This window comes from Bifidobacterium coryneforme, assembly GCF_000737865.1.
Taxonomy (GTDB): domain Bacteria; phylum Actinomycetota; class Actinomycetes; order Actinomycetales; family Bifidobacteriaceae; genus Bombiscardovia; species Bombiscardovia coryneformis.
In genome coordinates, this window is the sequence record NZ_CP007287.1 from 1,256,750 (window position 1) to 1,276,612 (window position 19,863).

General features: G+C 59.8%; 11 protein-coding genes, 1 tRNA gene and 1 pseudogene. 6 read left to right on the forward strand and 7 right to left on the reverse strand.

Annotated features, from left to right (window positions below):
• Positions 1–24: 24 nt before the first annotated feature.
• Positions 25–1,299, forward strand: a complete 1,275-nt coding sequence (purD, locus tag bcor_RS04995) for a phosphoribosylamine--glycine ligase (RefSeq protein WP_033497781.1) — start codon at positions 25–27, stop codon at positions 1,297–1,299.
• 79 nt (positions 1,300–1,378) lie between these two features.
• On the opposite strand, the pseudogene bcor_RS05000 reads toward purD, so the two are convergent.
• Positions 1,379–3,585, reverse strand: a pseudogene (locus tag bcor_RS05000) (sulfatase-like hydrolase/transferase).
• 217 nt (positions 3,586–3,802) lie between these two features.
• The gene (locus tag bcor_RS05005) at positions 3,803–4,711 is read right to left on the reverse strand and encodes a metal ABC transporter solute-binding protein, Zn/Mn family (protein WP_033497777.1); all 909 of its coding nucleotides are present in this window, start codon (positions 4,709–4,711) and stop codon (positions 3,803–3,805) included.
• 327 nt (positions 4,712–5,038) lie between these two features.
• Here bcor_RS05005 and bcor_RS05010 point away from each other — a divergent pair, with 327 nt between their 5' ends.
• Both bcor_RS05010 and bcor_RS05015 read left to right on the forward strand, forming a co-directional pair.
• A complete protein-coding gene (locus tag bcor_RS05010) occupies positions 5,039–6,475 on the forward strand; it encodes an alpha/beta hydrolase (RefSeq protein WP_081870363.1) in 1,437 nt (478 codons plus the stop codon).
• On the forward strand, positions 6,454–9,126 hold the full coding sequence (locus tag bcor_RS05015) for a bifunctional lysylphosphatidylglycerol flippase/synthetase MprF (protein WP_238548543.1): 2,673 nt from the start codon (positions 6,454–6,456) through the stop codon (positions 9,124–9,126). Before bcor_RS05010 ends, bcor_RS05015 begins: the two co-directional genes overlap by 22 nt.
• Before the next feature lie 15 nt (positions 9,127–9,141).
• Here the strand turns inward: bcor_RS05015 and bcor_RS05020 are convergent, their stop codons facing one another.
• The 3 genes from bcor_RS05020 to purE form a co-directional block, all read right to left on the reverse strand.
• Positions 9,142–9,549, reverse strand: a complete 408-nt coding sequence (locus bcor_RS05020) for a Fur family transcriptional regulator (protein ID WP_033490467.1) — start codon at positions 9,547–9,549, stop codon at positions 9,142–9,144.
• A gap of 67 nt (positions 9,550–9,616) precedes the next feature.
• Positions 9,617–10,798, reverse strand: coding sequence for a 5-(carboxyamino)imidazole ribonucleotide synthase (gene purK / locus bcor_RS05025; RefSeq protein ID WP_033490469.1), 1,182 nt, complete (start codon positions 10,796–10,798; stop codon positions 9,617–9,619).
• Positions 10,782–11,288 (reverse strand): 5-(carboxyamino)imidazole ribonucleotide mutase, encoded by a 507-nt coding sequence (gene purE, locus bcor_RS05030; RefSeq protein ID WP_033497775.1) that lies wholly within the window; start codon positions 11,286–11,288, stop codon positions 10,782–10,784. Before purE ends, purK begins: the two co-directional genes overlap by 17 nt.
• A 256-nt stretch (positions 11,289–11,544) precedes the next feature.
• Here purE and bcor_RS05035 point away from each other — a divergent pair, with 256 nt between their 5' ends.
• A complete protein-coding gene (locus bcor_RS05035; protein ID WP_148303969.1) occupies positions 11,545–13,440 on the forward strand; it encodes a 1-deoxy-D-xylulose-5-phosphate synthase in 1,896 nt (631 codons plus the stop codon).
• A gap of 91 nt (positions 13,441–13,531) precedes the next feature.
• Positions 13,532–13,605, forward strand: a tRNA-Arg gene (locus bcor_RS05040).
• 302 nt (positions 13,606–13,907) lie between these two features.
• On the opposite strand, the gene bcor_RS05045 is transcribed toward bcor_RS05040, so the two are convergent.
• On the reverse strand, positions 13,908–16,025 hold the full coding sequence (locus bcor_RS05045; RefSeq protein ID WP_238548544.1) for a DUF2075 domain-containing protein: 2,118 nt from the start codon (positions 16,023–16,025) through the stop codon (positions 13,908–13,910).
• 331 nt (positions 16,026–16,356) lie between these two features.
• On the reverse strand, positions 16,357–19,056 hold the full coding sequence (locus bcor_RS07530) for a multicopper oxidase domain-containing protein (protein ID WP_052115178.1): 2,700 nt from the start codon (positions 19,054–19,056) through the stop codon (positions 16,357–16,359).
• A 58-nt stretch (positions 19,057–19,114) separates the two neighbouring features.
• Here bcor_RS07530 and bcor_RS05055 point away from each other — a divergent pair, with 58 nt between their 5' ends.
• Entirely contained in the window at positions 19,115–19,861 is a 747-nt protein-coding gene (locus bcor_RS05055; RefSeq protein WP_033497771.1) for a helix-turn-helix transcriptional regulator, read from the forward strand.
• Positions 19,862–19,863 lie beyond the last annotated feature (2 nt).

Below are 19,863 nucleotides of genomic sequence, written 5' to 3' on the forward strand. Positions count from 1 at the left end.
CGGAATCGGAAAAGGAGACGGAGAATGTCGGATAGGATTCTGGTCATCGGTTCGGGAGCCAGGGAACATGCCATAGCGGTCACACTCCTGGCCGGGCGGGCCGTGAACGAGGTCTTCTGCGCCCCGGGCAATCCAGGTATGGCCCTGGATGGCATCCATCTGGCCGACCTGGACACGACGGACTCGGCGGCAGTAGTGGATTATATCCATCAGCACTCCATCGATTGGGTCTTCGTTGGCCCCGAACAGCCCCTGATCGAAGGCCTGGTCGACCACCTGACCGAGGCCGGTATACGCGCTTTCGGCCCCACCCGGGCTGCCGCGCAGATTGAAGGATCCAAGGACTTCGCCAAGGCCCTGATGAGGCGCCATGGGATTCCCACCGCCGCCTATGCCACTTTCGATAGCCTGGAACCGGCACAACAGTACGTACGGGAGCATGGCGCACCGATTGTGGTCAAGGCCGACGGACTGGCTGCCGGCAAGGGGGTGACCGTGGCCATGACCCTGGATCAGGCCCTGGATGCCCTGGAGCAGGTGTTCGTCGACAGGCGTTTCGGTCAGGCCGGGGCCAGGGTGGTCATCGAGGATTACATGAGCGGCCAGGAATGCTCCCTGATGTGCTTCGTCCGGGGCGAGCAGGTCTGGCCCATGCCCCTCGCTCAGGACCATAAGCCTGCCTATGACAATGACAAGGGGCCCAACACGGGAGGAATGGGTGCATACAGCCCCCTTCCCCAGTTCGGTGACGACCTGGCCGACATGGCCTTGGAGACCATCGTCAAGCCCACGGTCAAGGCGATGGTCGAAGAGGGCGCACCCTTCACCGGCATCCTCTATACGGGACTGATGGTCACGGACCAGGGCCCCAAGGTGGTCGAGTTCAACGCCAGGATGGGGGACCCCGAGACCGAGGTCGTGCTCCCCCTCCTCACCAGCGACCTGGCCCTCGGCATCAGGACACTGATGGACGGAGGGGAACCGACCTTCACCTGGCGCCGGGATGTGAGTGAAATCTGCGTGGTCCTGGCAGCCGACGGGTATCCCGGACATCCCGACAAGGGTGCCCCGGTACCCTTGGTTGAGCCGCAGGAAGACCTTCAGGCCTATTACGCCGGGGTTGATGGGTCCATCCAGGGCGGGCTGACCGCCGCCTCCGGCAGAACCGCCGTAATCCGGGCAAGCGGCCCTGACCTCCGTCAGGCTCAGGAGAGAATCTACGGTCTCCTGGATGGCCTGGACACATCCGGCCTCTTCTACCGTCATGATATAGGGCATAGGGGATTGGAAGCGCTCTGAGGTCCTGTACCCGAGGAACAACAAGGACCCGCCTCCCCGTGAGGGTTGGCGGGTCCTGCTGTATTCCCGGAGCCTGATTCTACTGTCCGGAAGAGGTGTCCTTCCCCTCCTGGTCTTCATCCACCTGCTGCCCGGCCTTGGTGGCCTTGGTCTTCTTCGCGGCCTGGGCCTGGGCCTTTTTCCGCGCGGCCTTGGCATCCGATGCCCTGGTGGGCGTGGACATGAAGTCCGTTTCCTTCAGGTACTGCTCCCCGGCCATTATGTCGTACTGAATCAGCCGCGGTAATCCTCCATCAACTGCTTGGTTCTCTTATCGAACTCCCTGGCATCCATGGGATTGCCCTGGTCATCCAGGTAGTTGGTCTGCCCCTCGGGAATCCTGTCCCATCCCTGAATCTGGTTGGCCACCGGCGGTTCCAGGGCCGAGATCCGCTGATGCAGGCAGGTCAGGAAGGCCGTATAGGGCGATACCTTGGTGTCCATGTGCTCGGCCGTCTGGGCCTGGAAGAAGTTCGGCGACGAGTACTGGCTGTTCGGTATCTGTCGCCCAGAGGAGGCCGAGGCCTTGTTGGACCAGATGAAGTAGTCCGTCAGGTGGAGGGCCAGGGAGTTGTTCTTGTCCCAGCTTGCCGTGCCGTAGATTCCGGGGAGATGGTCACCGTAGAAGACCACGGTTACGGGTTTTTCCTGCCTGTCCAGAGCATCCAGGAAGTCCTTGGTGGCCTGGTCGGACAGACTGACCCCCTTGGCGTAGGTTCTGATCGAATTCATCTCGTCATCACCCAAAGGCCTTGACGGGTCATCCGTGGAGACCGAGAACTGGTTGTCGTCGTACCAGTCGCTATAGGGCATGTGATTCTGCATCGTGATGATCTCGATGAACTGATTGCCCTGATCATCGCCCATTTTCTCCAAGGCGCTGTCATAGGAGGCCTTGTCCGAGGCGTACTGGCTGCGGCCGATTCTCTCCTGGTGGGCGATGTAGTCAGGGCCGGTCAGGGAGTAGAAATGCGAGAATCCGAACTTCTTGTAGTTATCCGCCCTTGAGTACATGGAGGACTCATAGGGGTGGAAGGCCTGGGACTGCGAAGGCTTGGCCCAGGCACGGTTGACGGTCGGTATCCACTGCAGGTGGGGAATCACCTGCTGATAAGGCGAGGTCAGCGAGGGGTCGAAGTTGGCCATGCTCAGGCCGGTCATGGCCTGGAACTCCAGGTTGGCCGTACCGCCGCCGTAGCCGGAGGAGAGCATGAGGCCGCTGGTCGTCTCCCGCTTGATCTGGCGGATGTTGGGCATGGGGTCCTCATTCAGAAGGACTCCGGGCACCCTGGTCGGGTCCGAATACGACTCGGAGAGGATGTAGACCAGGGTGGACTCATCGGTATAGGCCGACCTGTCCTGGTTGATCTTCTCGGCTTCCGACCTGTACCGCTTGGCCACGGACTCCATCGTGTCCTTGCTGTATCCGGCAGGCATTTCCATGACCTTGGGCTTGAGCTGCCGGGAGAAGGAGACGAAGACACCGTTGCGCTGGGCGTCATAGACCGAATCCCACATGGAGGGTTTGTCGCCCATCCACTGGGAGACATGATAAGCAGGGCTGCCGTAGGTGCCGACCGTTGACATGAAGATCGCAATCACCAGTGTCGGAACCAGAACACCGACAACGCGGACCGATGCCCCCAGAGGCTTGTTGCCGGTACGGACCCAACGACCGCGCCCGGCGTCCATGTGGGTAAGAAGCCAGCAGATCAGAACCAGCAGGGCCAACACCACCAGACCGGCCAGAATCTTGATCAGGGCACCGGAGGGTATGAAGGAGACCAGGTTACCGGCATCGGCATGGAGGAAATTCAGATCGGATGGAAGAATGACCTCGTACCTGGACTGGACCTTGAGTCGCTCGATGACGGCAATGACGGCAGCCACGGTCACGATGATGCCGGAGGAGACCCAGAACCGGTTGGTCAGGAAAATCAGAGCGGCATAGACCAGACCGATGGCAAGCATGTTGAGGATGAGCACGAAACGGCAATCGGTCCACATGGCCGAGATGAATCCCCAGAACCCGATCAGGGGATTGGAGAGCTCCACCCGGGAGCTGTCCAGGGAGACACCCCACTGCAGGATGCCCACCGTCATGAAGTCCATGCATATGAAAACCAAGGCATAGACCCATGCCTTGGGGGAGAAACGGTCCTTCAAGGCATCCAACCTTGATTGCGGGCGCTCCTGCCGGGTCTGAGAATCCTGGACGGACTCAGAGCTGGCATCTGTTTGACTCACGGGAAACTCCTGACCTCAATACAATTCACAATCTGCACAATGATGGAATCATCGGAAACACCATACCAGGCAATTCTTCACAGCCGATGAGACAATCCGCAGGCAAAAGAGGCTTCACCCGAACCCCTTTCCGGATCCGCGCCGGTTCGTCGCGCCTCCACCGGGGCCCCTCCACGCAGGCAGCGAGGCCAGGGTGGCATGTCGGGCACCACCGGACTCAATCGGCGGCGGTGGCAAACTCCTCAATCAGGGCGTCGATCCAATCCTCCAGGGTCTGATACTCGGACGGCATCTGCTCGCTGACCCGGACAACGGGAATCTTGGAGGCCATGGACGCCCCCATGATCTGGTCGGTGATGCTGTTGGACTCCTGGGAATTGAAGACCAGAAGGTCCACCTTGGACTCTCTGAGAAGTTCCTGGAACTGACGGATATCGTCCGGAGACGGCTCGCTCTCGTTGGCCGCCGCCCTCAGGTACCCTTGCGGGGTCAGATCCTCCATGCCCAGGTCCTCGGTCAGGTAGTTGGCCACGGATTCGGTGGCCGCGAACCGCTTCCCCCTGGTCTCCTCCCCCACCTTGGCGATACGCTCCTTGAGCTCGGTCTGTTTCCGGTTCCAGGCCTTATTGAGGCTGTCGAACTGCTTGGATTCCTGGGGCCGCAGCTTCTTGTAAGCCTGGGTGACGGCCTTGGCCGCATCGGACCGGGCCTGGGAGGAGAACCAGATATGCGGATTGTCGCCCGTCCGGTGCCCTGATCGGGCCGCCAGGTCAACGAGCTCCGTCCCATTGGTCTTGGCGGCCTTGGTGGCCCATCCATCCAGCCCGGCCCCGTTGACGATGACCAGGTCGGCCTTGTTGATCATGGCGATATCGGCCGTGGTGGGTTCATAGTCGTGGGCATCGGTGGAGGTGTTCTTCAGGATGGTCTTCACCTCGACCTGGTCCCCGCCCAGCTGTGTGACTAGGGAGGACCACTGGTTGATGCTGGTGACCACGGAAATCGGCCCGGAACCCTGCCCACCCTGCTCGGAGGCACCACAGGCTGCCGTGGAAACCAGAAGGGCCAGGCAGACCAGGGCAGCCACAATGGATGGGAGGGATGAGAGAAGACTGCGTTTGGGCATGGTTGCTCACGGGCTCCTTCTCCGGACCTGTTACATCCGGATAACTTTACTGAGATTGATTATCAATAAGAGTAGCATCCTCCACCCTGTGGACAGTCCCGGTGCCCCGGGCCGACACGCCGACGGCCCGGCCTGTATCACCACAGGATTCGGCCAGGTTCGGAGTAGCGCTACCCGTGAAGAGAACTGGATAGCATTGAAGTTTGCGCCAGGGGAACGTAATGCGGGGCAAATAGGAGTAAAACAGTCATCAGCAGAGACGGAATTCCACCCCGTTCAGGACGGTCCACACACCGAACGGGACGATGATTTGATTGGAAGGAACCCATGCTCAAGTGGTTGTCTCGGATTCGTCTGACATCAGGGGGACTGCCCACCACCCTGTTCACCCTGACCGCTTTGACGCTGGTGGCCCTGATTGTCATGGCGCTCCTGGACCGCCGCCCCAAGGACCTGCTCCGTCAAGTGGCCGTTGGTCTCATCAGCGGCGCTACTGGACTCCTCCTGGCCTGGCTTGTCTCCGATGTCTTCATGGTCTTCGGGGTATCCCTGGGCTGGATGGTCATCCTGACCGTTGGTCTGGGCTGCCTTGCGGCCGGATTCGCGACCATGGCCCTGATGCACAATCATGGATGGAAACGGGCCCTGGCCGCCCTGACCATCCTTTTCACGGTTCTGTCCGCAGCCTTGCGCATCGACATCATATACGGGGAATACACAACCATCGGATCCATCTTCAGCGTGCCCATCTACCAGGAACTGAAAGAGTCCTCCCCCAAACAGCCGGTTATGTCGGTTGCGGACTGGCAGGGCCTGGCCTCCAGGGGGGAGACACCACCGCATCCAGCCCGGGGGCAGGCATATACAGTCAGAATCGTCGGCAGAGAGTCCAGCTTCCACGCCCGCCCCGCCGATGTCTATCTGCCACCGGCTGCCTTGAGTCCCAAACCACCCGCACTGCCCGTCTTCGTCCTCCTGGCAGGTCAGCCCGGCAGCCCCGACCGTCTCTTCACCGCCGCGGGCATCCCATCGCTCATGGATTCTTACGCCGCCCGTCACAACGGACTGGCACCCATCGTCGTCTCCCCCGACCAGAACGGATCCTCCACCCACAACAGCCTCTGCGTGGACTCCCCCGTTTACGGAAATGCGGAAACCTACATGAGCCGAGACGTACCGAACTGGATCAGGGAACACCTGCCAGTCGCCAACCAGCCTTCCATGTGGACCATCGGCGGATTCTCCCAGGGCGGCACCTGCTCCACCCAGCTCGGACCACGCCACCCCGAAATCTACGGGAACATCCTTCCCGCCGACGGGGAGCTGGAACCCACCCAGGGCAAGCAGGAACAGATGATCCGGGACTACTTCGGCGGCGACCGTTCCAGGTTCCTGGCCCAGGTCCCGACCAAGGCCATCGCCGCCAAAGCGCCGTCCAAGCAGACCCTCTTCACGGCCGCCGGCTCCCAGGACCCCCACTCCCGGCAGAGCATGATGACCATCGCCAAGGCCGCCAAATCCGCTGGAATGACGGTTGAGGCGGTCGTGGCCCAAGGATCGGGCCACGACTGGCATACGGTCAGGACCGCCTGGAGCCCCGGTTTGGAATGGCTGGGAGAACGTATGGGGATGGGCCCCATGGACCGAGCCATCGAAGACCATCCCCAATATCACCAGACTGCAGTTGCAGTAATCACCACAGACCATCGGCAGGAACAGGAATCGAAGCGAACATGGAAACAATGCAGCAAGGCCCGAACATGATGGAGAAGTCCGCCCGGGCCGTTCTGGCCCAGGATGCAATCAGGTGGATGAAGCGACATGTTCTTGCCCTGACTTTCACCCTGGTCCTGGTGGCCGTCAATCTCTTTTCATGGCTGATCATATGGTTCCTGGGCATACCCCGTTCCACCCGTATGGGAACCCCCCTGGCCGACCTGATTGCCCGCCAGCACCTGGCGCCCCCGCCCGGGTCCCATGCGCCAGGGCTCCCCCTCCAATTCGCACGACTCCTCATCACCCTCTTCATCACCAGCAATCCCGGGCAGCTGATTGTCGATTCCCTCCTGGTTCTGGTCGTGCTCTGCATTGCGGAAACCCGCCTGGGCAGGCGCAGAACAATCATGGCCTCCTTGATCAGCGCCGTGGGCGGGGCTGTGGTTGGCCTACTGATATGCGCGGGCATCAATGCCCTGGAAGACCATTGGTCCTGGTTCCTCCGCATCCCCATGACCTTGAATCCGATAGCACTGGTCATCGGCGCCCTGATGGCCTCCATCCCCTTCAGCGATTTCCTCTGGCGCAGAAGAATCGGGCTGATCGGATACACGGCCCTTATCCTCCTGGTCCTCTACACCGGCAATCCAGGCGTTTACTGCACCCTGGCCGCGGCCCTGATCGGCCACATGGTCGGCCACATCTGGCACGGCCCCCTCAAGGATGCCGACCTGCCAGGCAAGAGCGGAGCCTATGAGACCAGACACCTCCTCGGAGCCATTTCCACGGTCCTCGCGCTCGGCCCCCTGGTAACCGTCTCATCCAAGGTCAGGGCGGGGTTCTTCACCCCCCTGGGCATGTTCCTGAGTCCGAACCATGCCACCAGCACCAGCCTGGCACGCTGCCTGTCCAGGGACAACCAGGCCAGCTGCTATGCCCAGTATGGATTCACGCCAAACCACACCATCGGTGGAGCCCTGCTGACCCTGCTTATGCCGACCCTGGTCATGCTGGCCATTTCCTGGGGCATCTACCACGGTCGGCGGGTGGCGGCCGCCGCAAGCCTGGCTTTGAATGGTCTGACCGTGGTGCTCGCCCTGCTCTACTATCTGGTCTTCCCCATGACCATCGGCGACGGATTGCCCCAGGCCATCAGGCACGGAGCCGTCCCGTCCCTCCTGGTCATCGCCCTTCCCCCACTGGTTTTCTGCCTCTTCATCATCCGCAACATGCATGTCTTCCTGGTGCGCACCATACCCTCCCGTATCCGCATCGGCTGGGTGGCGATCCTGGTGGGATTCGTGACCACGGCAGTCGGGTACATCGCCTTCGCCACGGCGAGCCCCTGGTCCTTCCGGCCCAGGGCAACCCTGAACACGGTCATGTCTGAACTGCCTGAGCTCTACCTCCCCAACGGCATTGCCGGACGGTTCCGCCCCTTCATGGTTCCCCGGACGCTGACCAGCCTGGTGGTCAGCGATGCGGTCGGATTCATCTTCTGGATGGTCTTCCTGGTGGTCCTCCTGGCCTGGATGCGTTCCTCCGTCATCCAGAATGAGAGCGAGCGCCTACGGGCCGGCGCCCTGGTCCAGACCGGCGGTGAAAGCATGTCGTTCATGACCACCTGGGAAGGCAACAACTACTGGTTCTCACCCACCGGCCGGTCGGCAATCGCCTACCGGGTCATGCACGGCATCGCCCTGACCACCACCGGCCCCTTCGGCGACCCGGACGAATTCATGACGGATCTGGATGACTTCTCCCGGTACTGCTCCGAGCACTCCTGGTCCCCGGTCTTCTACAGCGTCCACAAGCCCCAGCGGGACCAGCTGGCCCTCCGGGGCTGGTCCACCCTGAAAGTGGGCTCGGAGATGGTCGTCACCCCCAGCCAGTGGCAGACCCGAGGAAAGAAATGGCAGGATATCCGCACCGCCATCAACAAGGCCAAGCGGGACAATATCACCGACGTGCTGACCACCTTCAACGACGCACCCTGGGATGTCCAGTCCCAGATCGTGGATATATCCGAACAGTGGGCAGAGCTCAAGGCCTTGCCCGAGATGAAGTTCACCCTGGGCGGTCTGGACGAGCTCCGAGACCCCCGCATGGCCATCCTCTATGCGATCGACGCCGAGGGAACGGTCCTCGGGGTGACCAGCTGGATGCCCACCTACCGGCAGGGGCAGATCATCGGATGGACCTTGGATTTCATGCGGCACCGGACCGACAGCCCCAACGGAATCATGGAGTTCCTCATAGCCCGCATGGCCGAAAGGCTGCGCGACCAGGGCACCGTCGAATTCATGAGCCTCTCGGCTGCACCACTGGCCGGAATGGACCCCGACCAGGACGAGGCACCAGGCAACACCGAGTTCCTCCAGCACGTTCTGGGCATGGTGGCCGATTTGATGGAGCCTGCCTACGGGTTCCACTCACTCTTCTTCTTCAAGAAGAAGTTCCAACCGGCTGAGCATCCTGTCTACATCTGCTACCCCGATCCCGCCCAGCTGGCACAGATCGGGCTGTCGGTACTCCAGGCCTATCTGCCCGATCTCAAGGCATCCCAGGCACTGGATGCCTTGAAGTCCATCATGCCCAGCAGCTCCTCCAAAGAGAGGGCCGGAAGCAAGGAGCCGGATACCGGGCAACCCGGAGAAACCGACAGGGAAAACGACCAACCGGACCACCCGGCCGCCTGAGGCCAGACCACCGATTCACTGCTCGACCGGGGCCGCCTGACAATCGCCGCAGAGGCCATAGACCTCAAGGGTATGGGACGAGACCGTGAACCCGTATGCCTGCGCCACCGAGTCGAGCCACCCCCCATCTGGGGGAGTGATCTCGACGGTCCTTCCACATGATTCACAGACCAGATGATGGTGATGGCGGCGTTGCGCTGCACAGATCCGGTACAGACGCACTCCGCCGTGTTCTATACAGTCAAGGTTCCCCGAAAGGTGAAGGGCACTGAGTTGCCGATATACAGTGGCCAGACCGATATGGCTCCCTGAATCGTTCAGGACCGTATACAGGTCCTGGGCCGAAACGAAATCATCCTGCGCGCGCAGGGCCTGCCAGACGGCGTCCTTCTGCCTGGTCTTCCTGGAAGCACTGGTGGTCATCGTTCAGAGCCCTCCTTAAGCCATTCCACCCTACAGCACCCCGACTAAAGGGGTAAGTGGTTTCGGCTCAGCGCAGGTCATCCCAGCAGCCGGAGGCTTCCAGGTCCCGAGCCGTGGCCCGGGGATCATCGGTGAGGACGGTCAGATGCCCCATCTTCCGGTCGGTCCGCACCTCGGCCTTGCCATAGTCGTGCAGGTTCCACTCAGGATGATCTGTAAGCTGCCCCAGGACCGGCCTTACATGCTGCCCCAGGATATTGACCATAACGGCAGGACTGAGCAGACGTGGCTGAGCCAGGGGCCATCCGGCGATACCTCGGATGTGGGCATCGAACTGATCCAGGGAGCAGGCCTCGATGGTGTAGTGACCGGAATTGTGGGGACGGGGGGCCATCTCGTTGACCACCAGGCCTCCGTCCGGCATCACGAAGAGTTCTATGGCCAGAGTGCCGGCCAGCCTGAATCCTTCAGCCAGCCTCAGGGCCAGTCGTCCGGCCTCCTCCTCGATCTCCCGGCCGGCCCCGGCCGGTGCCAGGGTCATGTGCAGGATGTTGTGTCGGTGGTCATTGCGAACCATCGGGAAGGTCACATATTGGCTTCCGTTGCCGGTCACCAGGACCGAGGCCTCAAAGGAGAAATCGACGAACCCCTCCAAAATAGAGGGCGGGAACCCCACCCCCCTTGCTGTGTCCTGTCTGGTCCGCTCGGCCACCTGCCACAGGTCGTCCGCCGACCGCAGGACCATCTGCCCGTGGCCGTCATAGCCACCAGTGCGCGTCTTGAGCACGGTCGGGTAACCCAACTCATCCAAGGCCTTCTCCAGGTCGTCCATCCCATCGACCTGTCTCCAGGGCGCTGTTGCAAACCCGTGCCGGTTGACGAAGGTCTTTTCGTGGACCCTGTCCTGGGTGACCCGCAAAAGCTCGGTCCCCTGGGGAATGGCCACCTGGTCCCGGACCCCGTCCAGGGCCTCGGCGTCAACATTCTCGAACTCGTAGGTCAGGACATCACTACGCTCCGCCAGCCGACGGATTGCATCCCGATCGTCATAGTCGGCCGTGATCTGAAAATCAGCCACCTGCCCCACCGGACAGTCGGGCATAGGGTCCAGCACGCCGATGCGGAATCCGCGATACCTGGCGCTCAGAGCCATCATCCGCCCCAGTTGACCACCCCCGACGATGCCGATGACCGCGCCGGGTTCCAAATGATCGATACGCCCCGCCGTTTCCTCAGACAAGCTCGGCATTCGACTCCTCCACCTTCTTGGCGAGTCCTTCGCGATAATCCGCCAGGTCCGCCGCCAAACCCTGGTCCGTTGTGGACAGGATACTGACGGCCAGCAGGCCGGCATTGGTGGCTCCCGCCTTGCCGATGGCGGTGGTGGCCACAGGAATCCCGGAGGGCATCTGAACAATGGAGAGAAGGGAATCCACGCCACTCAGAGCACGTGACTGAACGGGTACCCCAATGACCGGCAGGGTGGTTTGGGCAGCCAACATACCAGGCAGGTGGGCGGCACCCCCCGCTCCGGCGATGACGACCCTGATGCCTTTGGACCGAGCCTCATGGGCGAAGTCGGCCATGAGTCCCGGCGTCCGGTGAGCCGAAATGACCTGCTTCATGTAGGGGACCTGGAACCTGTCCAGAACCGCGCAGGCCTCCCGCATCGTCTCCCAATCGCTGGATGACCCCATCACCACTGCAACCAGGGCCTTATCGTCGTCTGTATCAACCATTCGGATCTCCCTCGCTCGGCAGTTTCGATAGTACCCATCCCCGGAGAGATTCCCGTTGAAAAACAGGCCGAATCACCCAGTTCATCGACCAACCGGAACTCCTGCCATGCGAATCGTGTCAGTCTGATGGATGTTAGGGCCGGGCATCGTGAACATATGGGGTTCTGGAAGACATCGCATCACCCAGCCGATAGAATCGTTGCCGCATCGTGTTGGTCGTGGTCTACGGACCGGAAGGATGGGAAAGCTGACAGGCATGGGTACACTTCTCGATGGAATCGACTCCCCTCAGGACCTGAAAAACCTGACCGGGGATGAGCTGGACCGCCTGGCCCAGGAAATCCGTACCCTGTTGATCGATTACTGCAGACGATACGGGGGGCACCTCGGATCCAATCTGGCCGTCGTGGAGGCCACCATCGCCCTGCACAGGGTCTTTGACCTGCCCCATGATCATCTGGTCTTCGACGTCTCCCACCAGGCCTACACCCACAAGATCCTGACCGGTCGGAAGCAGGCCTTTACCAACCCTGAGCACTTTGGCAGCGTCTCCGGCTTCACATCCCCGGAGGAAAGCGAATACGACGACTTCGTTCTTGGACACACCGGAACCTCCATCTCCCTGGCCTGTGGCCTGGCCAAGACCCGAGACCTTGCGGGAGGCACGGGAAACGTCATCGCCCTCATAGGCGACGGCGCTCTGAGCAGCGGCCCGGCCTTTGAAGGCCTGAACTGGGCGGCCGAACAGGGCGGCAACCTGATCATCGTGGTTAACGACAACGAAATGTCCATCGCCGAGAACCACGGCGGACTCTACCGGTCACTGGCCGCCCTGCGGGCCACCGGCGGCCAATCCGAGCGAAATCCCTTCCGGGATCTCAACCTGGACTACCGATATGTGGAGGAAGGCAATTCCATAGGCCCCCTGGTGCAGGCCTTCTCGGAAGTCAAGGACATCGACCATCCGGTGGTGGTCCATATCCACACCCGCAAGGGGCTCGGACTCGGACAGGGCAGGAGCGAAGAACCCGGAGCCGGGGCGGATGAACCCACCCTGCCGGCACTGCCGGCCGAGGGACAGGTGGAGGCCAACCACTGGCAGAACGGCATCAAGGCCAACAGTAAGGCAGCCAATTCCCGTAAGGTCTACGGGAGGATGGCCATGCAAGCCCTCCAGCCCCGGTTCCAGAACGAACCCGGACTGGTGATCATCTCCCCCGCAACCCCCCTGTCCAATGGCATCGATCCCGAATTCCGCAGCGAGGCGGGGCGGCATTATCTGGATGTCGGTATCGCCGAATCACACGCCGTGGCCTTCGCGGCTGGACTGGCCAAGGCTGGCGGAACCCCCGTCGTAGCGACCTCATCCACCTTCTTCCAACGGGCCTACGACCAGATCGAGCAGGAGATGGCCATCAATGGGAGTGCCGTCACCCTGCTGAACTTCTCCGTCGGAATATCCGGGACCGATGCCACCCACTCTGGGGCCAGCGACATCGCCATGATGAACTCCATACCCGGACTGACCTGCCTGGCACCCGGGAGCGGCGCCGACTTCCTCCGGATGCTGGCCTGGGCCACCGGCCCCGCCCGTCGCCCGGTCGTCATTCGAGTGCCCGGAGAGCGCATCCTAGCCTCCGAACGCGCGGCCGGACTGCCCGATACCCTGGAGGGTCGGCTGTCCATGGAACCCGGGATGGCACCAGGTTCCAACCATCCCGGAACCGGCACCGACTCCCAGGACCCTTGGGATTCCTACGGAGTGCTGCGAAAGGGCGATACCGTGGCAATCCTGGGGCTGGGCGACATGCTTCCCCAAGCCTGCCAGGTTGCCGATTCCCTCCGGGAGCGGGCCGGCATCAATGCGACGGTCATGGACCCTCATCAGTATTCGCATCCCGACTTGATCACCCTGCAAGCACTGGACCGGAACCACCGTCTGGTGGTGACCATTGAAGATGGGCAGCTCCTGGGCGGATGGGGACAAGGAATCGCAGCCAGCCTCGAATCCAACACCATCCAAGCCCTCACCTTCGGCGCCGACAAGGAAATCAATGACCGGGTGCCATTGACCACCCTCAATCAGCGGTACAGGCTGAACACGGAGGATATGACCGATTCCATCATCTCGGCGCTTCACGGCAAAGACTAGTTCATGCCATCAGGCCCGACACCGGCCCTCGCGCACCGACCGTCTGCCGGTAACTCGCCGGGCTGGCCCTGTGGGTACAATGGTAACGTTTGGCCCCGTAGCTCAGCTGGATAGAGCAACTGACTTCTAATCTGTAGGTCGCCGGTTCGAATCCGGCCGGGGTCACCGGCCTAACCCCTACTCCCAATAGAAAAAGTAGGGGTTCTGCTTATCAGCTCAACCAGCCAATCACCCACAGTTTGAGTGCCATATGTGTGCCAAACCCATAAAAAAACGAACTATCCTTCATTTGTGCTCCAGATTCCTGGCCTCGTTCTCCCCGATCCCTCCTGCAAAATCCGACAGTAGACACACCCGGCATAATCCGCCGGCACCACCAGGGGGGGGGGTAGGCAAGTTCAGATATCTACTGAAATGGCGACACCCACAAGAGCAGAGCATCGAAATTACCACCTATGGCAGGCACTTCAGTCGGCAATATTGCCGACCGCCTCTTTTAGCTTCGCCTGCAAAGCCGGGTCGACCGCGAAAAGATACAGCCCATGAACCCCACGCTTTAACAGCACATTGAGTTCATTCCTGAGATTGGTTTCAGAAAAATCATGGCTATTCTTACCTTCATGCCGCCTATTCGTCGCCAAGTAATTCGCACTGGCATCTCTGTCGAATTTGATTTTCCCATCACGATATTTGACCGACGGCCCGATAATCAGCCCGGCAAAATTCAAGTCGAACCCTTGTATGGTGAAGGTCGACCCTATCTCATCAATCGTGTGCCTCTTTTCCGCCCAAGCTTTATTGCCATCAACCCGTTGATTCCTCGGCACGATCTCCCGGATTTGATTGTTCCAAGGCTTGCAAAAGAACTCATCACTCAGCACGCCCACTTGTTTATCCCGTTTGGCTCGATCCGTCTTTTTGCACAGCCTTGCTCTCACCTCGGCCATTTCGGCATCACCAGCTTGCAGAGGGATCCAACGATCGCCATCCCGATAGAGGCTGACGTTCCAATACCCTAAAGGATCATCTGTATTCGGTGATCCTTCCGTATACTTCCAGTCGTATGTAGCCAAAATACGTGATAGTCCTCTGCCCCTCCAACCATCAGTACCCTCGCAATCCTTTTCTTTGATGGCCTTAAACAAATCTACCGGAGAGTCGAAAACTCTGATTTCATAAGGCTCCCGTATGCACGTTCCATCTTTGTCCACCTCGCCCGGATCACTAGGAAGAGTCCCTATAACACCTTCAGATATGATATTGTCCAACCATTCAACGATTCCGTCGCTGGCAGCTATGCGGAACTGCTGCTTTAAACGAATATGAGCCACTTCGACAGTTTCCTTGGGCAGTCCGAGTTCAGGACCAAATTCAGCCCTCCTGAAATCGCTCATATGTCCAGCAGGAACTGTTTGAATCTGACCATCTCCCTCTATTGGCCCCAGGACCTTTTTAAGTAGATCAGAGTTCAATTGTTGTCGAGCTTGCAGAATCTGAAATGGGTCAAAAACCGCTATCACAACTCGTGCCCGTCGGATGATGTCATAGAGCTGACTGCGGCCACTATATGCCTGATAACCCTGAGTCATCAATAAGTGGGCTTCATCAATGAGTACCACGTCGGCTTTCCCTGTAACCGTTCCCAAATTAGGACGACCGTTGCCCAGTTTTCCACTATGCCTGGCTATAAAAGCATTTGGCTTCAGGACAATTTCCTTAGACTCCCTTTGCAAGCCCAGCTTAAGAGCAATCTGGTCATAAACAGCTACTTGTTCAGACTGGTTGACAACAAGGTAAGCCGACATGCTCCCCTGCTGGGCATCCGAGGATTCTCCTGAATGGTCTAGCACCTCTTCGCCGAGCACCTCGAGAACAGGGGCAGAACTCGATACCTCTGTCATAATCCTGTAGAACAAATGGCTGAGCAACACGGTTTTACCCGTTCCGGCCAAACCATGAACGAAGATTAATTTAGGGATACTTTTCCCTTGCGTCCCGTCATCTTGCTGCAATATCGGAGCTATTTCAGACAGGATATCCTCCTCCGCCTCTTTTTGCTCTTGACTGAGTTCATGGAAGGGCGAGGCTTTGAAAAGAGCCGAATCTCTAACAACCTGTTCCGTTGGGAAGAGGACCGGATTTTCCTCATGCAGGGTATGCCAGATTTGAGAGAAAATGCCCTCGAACTTATCCGATGTGTAATACCGTCCTTGGGGATTGGCACGTCTGTTCTGCAGTTGAACCACTGAATCCGTACTGAGCAGATAGCTCATTAAACGGTTCTCAACATCCAACGTGAGAGATTTGTTGAACAGTGGATGAGAAATGACATATTGCCAGAATGCCTCGGGGTTGTCGGCCACTGCTTGAGCTACCTCGAGCCAGTCAGCACGTGCCCCCAAACCAGTACCCAGGTGCTGTTGAGTACGGCGGATGATATCGTTGGTTTCTCCGACATACGCTCGGTACCGGTATTGTGATTGAGCCGGATTCTTCGATTCCTCGGCTGCGTAAACCACGTAGACGGTAGGGTAATTCAGCAGATACTGGGTATAATCCTCCAACAGAGACTGGCTCGAACGCATATCGGCACTGTCTAGTTGGTTTTGGACAGCCGATCGGAAGGAATCCGATTCACATCTGCCATATGGCAGGTTTACGATAATTGGCTCCGTAGTCTCAGCAGTCATATATTAATTATGCGCTTAGCAACGGAAAATGGGATTCCGCTGTAACTCTGGGACCTTCCCAACTGCAATCTCACGAACGGGTAATTTCACAACCCTCAAAACAAGATGACCAATCTGCCGCAAACACAAATTCTCTCGAATACAACATCAACCAAGAACCCACTATCGAGATGGAATCTCGGCTCCACCAAGCGGCATCATCGATACGCGATTACGCTGCCATCGCTCATGAGACCCGCAAGAGTCCGTGTGCGCCCTTTTCGGCCAGGCTCATTGTGTGATTGACCATGGGGTAGTCACCCGGCTGGTCAACCCTGAATTCCACGAAGCCGCCCTGGGCGGGCAAGAGGGGCAGGACCTGGGCCCCGGCAGAGGCCGATACTGATGGGTCTGCAGCAGCCGTTCCGCCAATCAGATAATGCCCCTCGGTCCAGACCGTATCGAACTGGGTACCGACCACATGAAAGGCCAGGGGCTGATTGGGACCGGCGTCCAGCACCCATATGCGGACCCGTTCGCCAGCCTTGAGCCCGAGCGGGTGGGCGTCATATTGGAATGCCCGACCATTGAAGGCCATGATGTCGGGGTTCATGGACGCCACCTTGACGGAATCGGCCGTTCCACCCTTGGCACCCAGATATGTTTCCGACTGTACCAGGACATACTCGGCATCAACGGCCGGCAGGGTGCCATCATCCACGACCACCGCCCCATACATACCGTTGGCTATGTGGTTGGACATGGGTTCACTGCTGCAGTGGTACATCCAAATACCCGCGTGCTCTGCTTTGAAGGTGTACCGAAGGTCCTTGCCAGGCTCGATGTTGCGCATCATGACCTGCGGCACAGCGGGGCCGGCATGGAAATCGATGGAGTGGCTCATACTGCCCTTGTTTCGAACGGTCACTTCGAAGGTGTCGCCCACATGCCCCCTGAGTACCGGTCCCTGGGCGCGGGGGCGCGAATCCGAATCACGTGGGTCATCGGCGTCATCGAAGCTCCACACAGTCCGTTCGAGCCCGGGAGCCACCTTTTCCTTGCGCTCCTTGATGCCCAATACATATTGCCGGACTCCCGCCCGGTTTCCGTCCTTCAGGGGCGTAAGGGCCGCTGATGCGGGATTGGACTTCTCAGCCTGGGCCTTGAGCTTGGCGGCTGTCGGAACGGAAGAGTCCGCAACATCACCAGACCCCATCGCCGCCATACCCTCCATGTGGTGGTCGCCGGCCGTGGATGCCGCCCCCTTGGCCCTGACCTTCAGCTCCATACCCATTTGACGGTGCCCCGCCAGGGAGCACCAGCCAAGGGTATCGGCCCCGATTACGCCAACATCGATACGCGCGGCCCCATCGACAGGAACCACACCTGTCTCCTTACCGTTCGCAAAAACCAGATCATGCCTTTGGTCGCCGGTGTTGCGGAAGTCTACGACCAGACGGTCGCCTGCCGGCACGGTGATTGCGTCAGGAACGAAAGCCATACCCTTCACCCCCACCGTCACCTGGGTGACATGTCCGGTGGGTTTGACGTTTTCCGCCGGCATCACGCCGTATTCCACCGCGTGGACAGAACTGTTCCCGATACCGGATGTGTCTCCTGCCGACTTGACCAGCCCGGGACGAATCACCATCAGAACCATTCCAGCGACCAGGAGCAGGACGGTAATGGCGGTAAGGACCAAATCGTTGCGCAGCACAATCGCCTCGGGCATTCCGTCTACCGAATCCTCACCCTGCCGGCGGTGCTGCCGCTTGGATGCCAGAATCCGTTTCCCGCAGGCGGCCAGGTAGACCACGGTCATCATCATGGCCAGCATCCCCACAACATTCAGGGCATTCCCCACCTTCCACATGGGCGTGAAGAGCCGAATGGTACCCAGGAGCCGAATGAGGAGTCCGGCCTGCATGAATCCCCAGGCCACCCAGAGCAATGGGTGGAAGGGCAGGGGCCTGCGGATGACCGAGGGGACGATCATACACACGTGGGCGATGACCATGGTCAGGATGAACCCTATGGCCAGGGCATGCAGAGCCATGTCTCCCCAATAGGTCTGCGAATCCAACGGGGCGACCATCCAGATCAGAGCCGCCAGCAGACCCCATCCGTAGGCGGACATCATGCAGGTTCCCATGAATCCAGGCAGTCCACCATGTCGGAAGGTGGTTTTGGCCACATCGTGACCAGCCATAACCAGAAGAAGCAGGGCCAGGGACAATCCCAGAAGCGGATACCCAACCTGGGGAGCCATACACTGGGCAGGCAACATCAGCACCAGCAGGAGGCTCAAACCGAGTATCCCCGATTCCAGACGAACACTCGAAAAAGCGGCCCTGGCCAGTTCAACCCGCTCCCCCACTATGGTCAGTACCAGGAAGAGCAACCAGGAGGGAGAAAGAACGGCGGAGTCCAATCCAGCCACCCAACCGGCGGCCCCGACCAGACCCAACAAGGACGCAAGCGTTTGTATCAGCACTTCAGCCGATGCCTGACGGCGCCATATGGCCGCATACACAGCCGTCAAGGCCAACATGGACAGGGTCCAGGGAATACCTGCCAAGAGCTCAATCCTGAGAACCCCGGACTGGGCACCCAGAGCGGAAGCCACCAGGACCATGATGCCCAGGAGCGATCCAAGCAGACCCATGGCCGGAGCCAGGAATCCCCAGCGCGGCTTGCCGGGACCGCCAGAGCGAAAGGCCACTGCCCGTTCCAGGCCTATGGCCGAGCCCAGAAACCCGTAGACCATCAAGCCTCCATGCAGGTCAGCCAGGGGGACCCTGCCGGAGGGATGAATCAGGTCGGCACGAATCAGCGCCGCAACCAGACCGAGAAGGGCCGCCAGTCCCGCACCGACCAGGAGAGCAATCCTTGCTTTGGGCAGGGCAGCCTTGTCTCCGGTCCTGCGCGTCGTCTTGTCATCCTGCATGGAATCGACCACCTTGCCGTGGTTTCATATTTAATTGGATAGTTATACAATTTAATCGATGAGTCAGGAAATTCAAACCCCTTCCAGCGGAAACGAGACCCCCGCCAAACGACGAAACGGGGAAGCTCTGCGTTCCGCAATCCTCGACCGCATTCAGAGGGAAACCCGCTCCGGCGCCCCGGGCCTCTCCGCATATCAAGTCGGGATGATCTTCGGCATCCATCCGACAACAGCCCGCTTCCATCTCGAACATCTGGTGAAGCAGGGCAGGTTGATTCGCCACCAAGCGGAGACCGCCGGAGCGAATTCTCCGAACAGCCACAAGAGCGGCCGCGGAAGGCCGAGTATCATCTACACTCCGGCAGACCAGGAGCAGGCAAGGGAGGACATGATTGCCTCGCTCTGCATAGCCCTGGAATCATCCATCGCCGACCCTCAGGCCAGAGTCGAGTCCGCCCTTGAAGCAGGGAGAACCTGGGGCCGGCACCTGTCCAATCGGGAACACCGATCAGCCGGCGGATCTTCACCGTCAAACCCTTCCGGACCGCCACTGAACGTCCTGGAGAACCTGGGGTTCAGGCCGGAACCCATCGGAGAAGATCAACGAAGCTGCTATCTGACGGCCTGCCCCTTCATGGATGACGCCCTAGCCCACCCCATCATCTGCACCATCCACCTGGGCATGATCCAGGGGATCATGGCAGGCAGGGGACTTCGGACAAGGACCCGATTGGAGCCCTTCGCCTCCCCGAAAGGATGCCTCCTGGAGGTGCAGACTTCCAACAAGGCCATCGACAAGGATTGAGA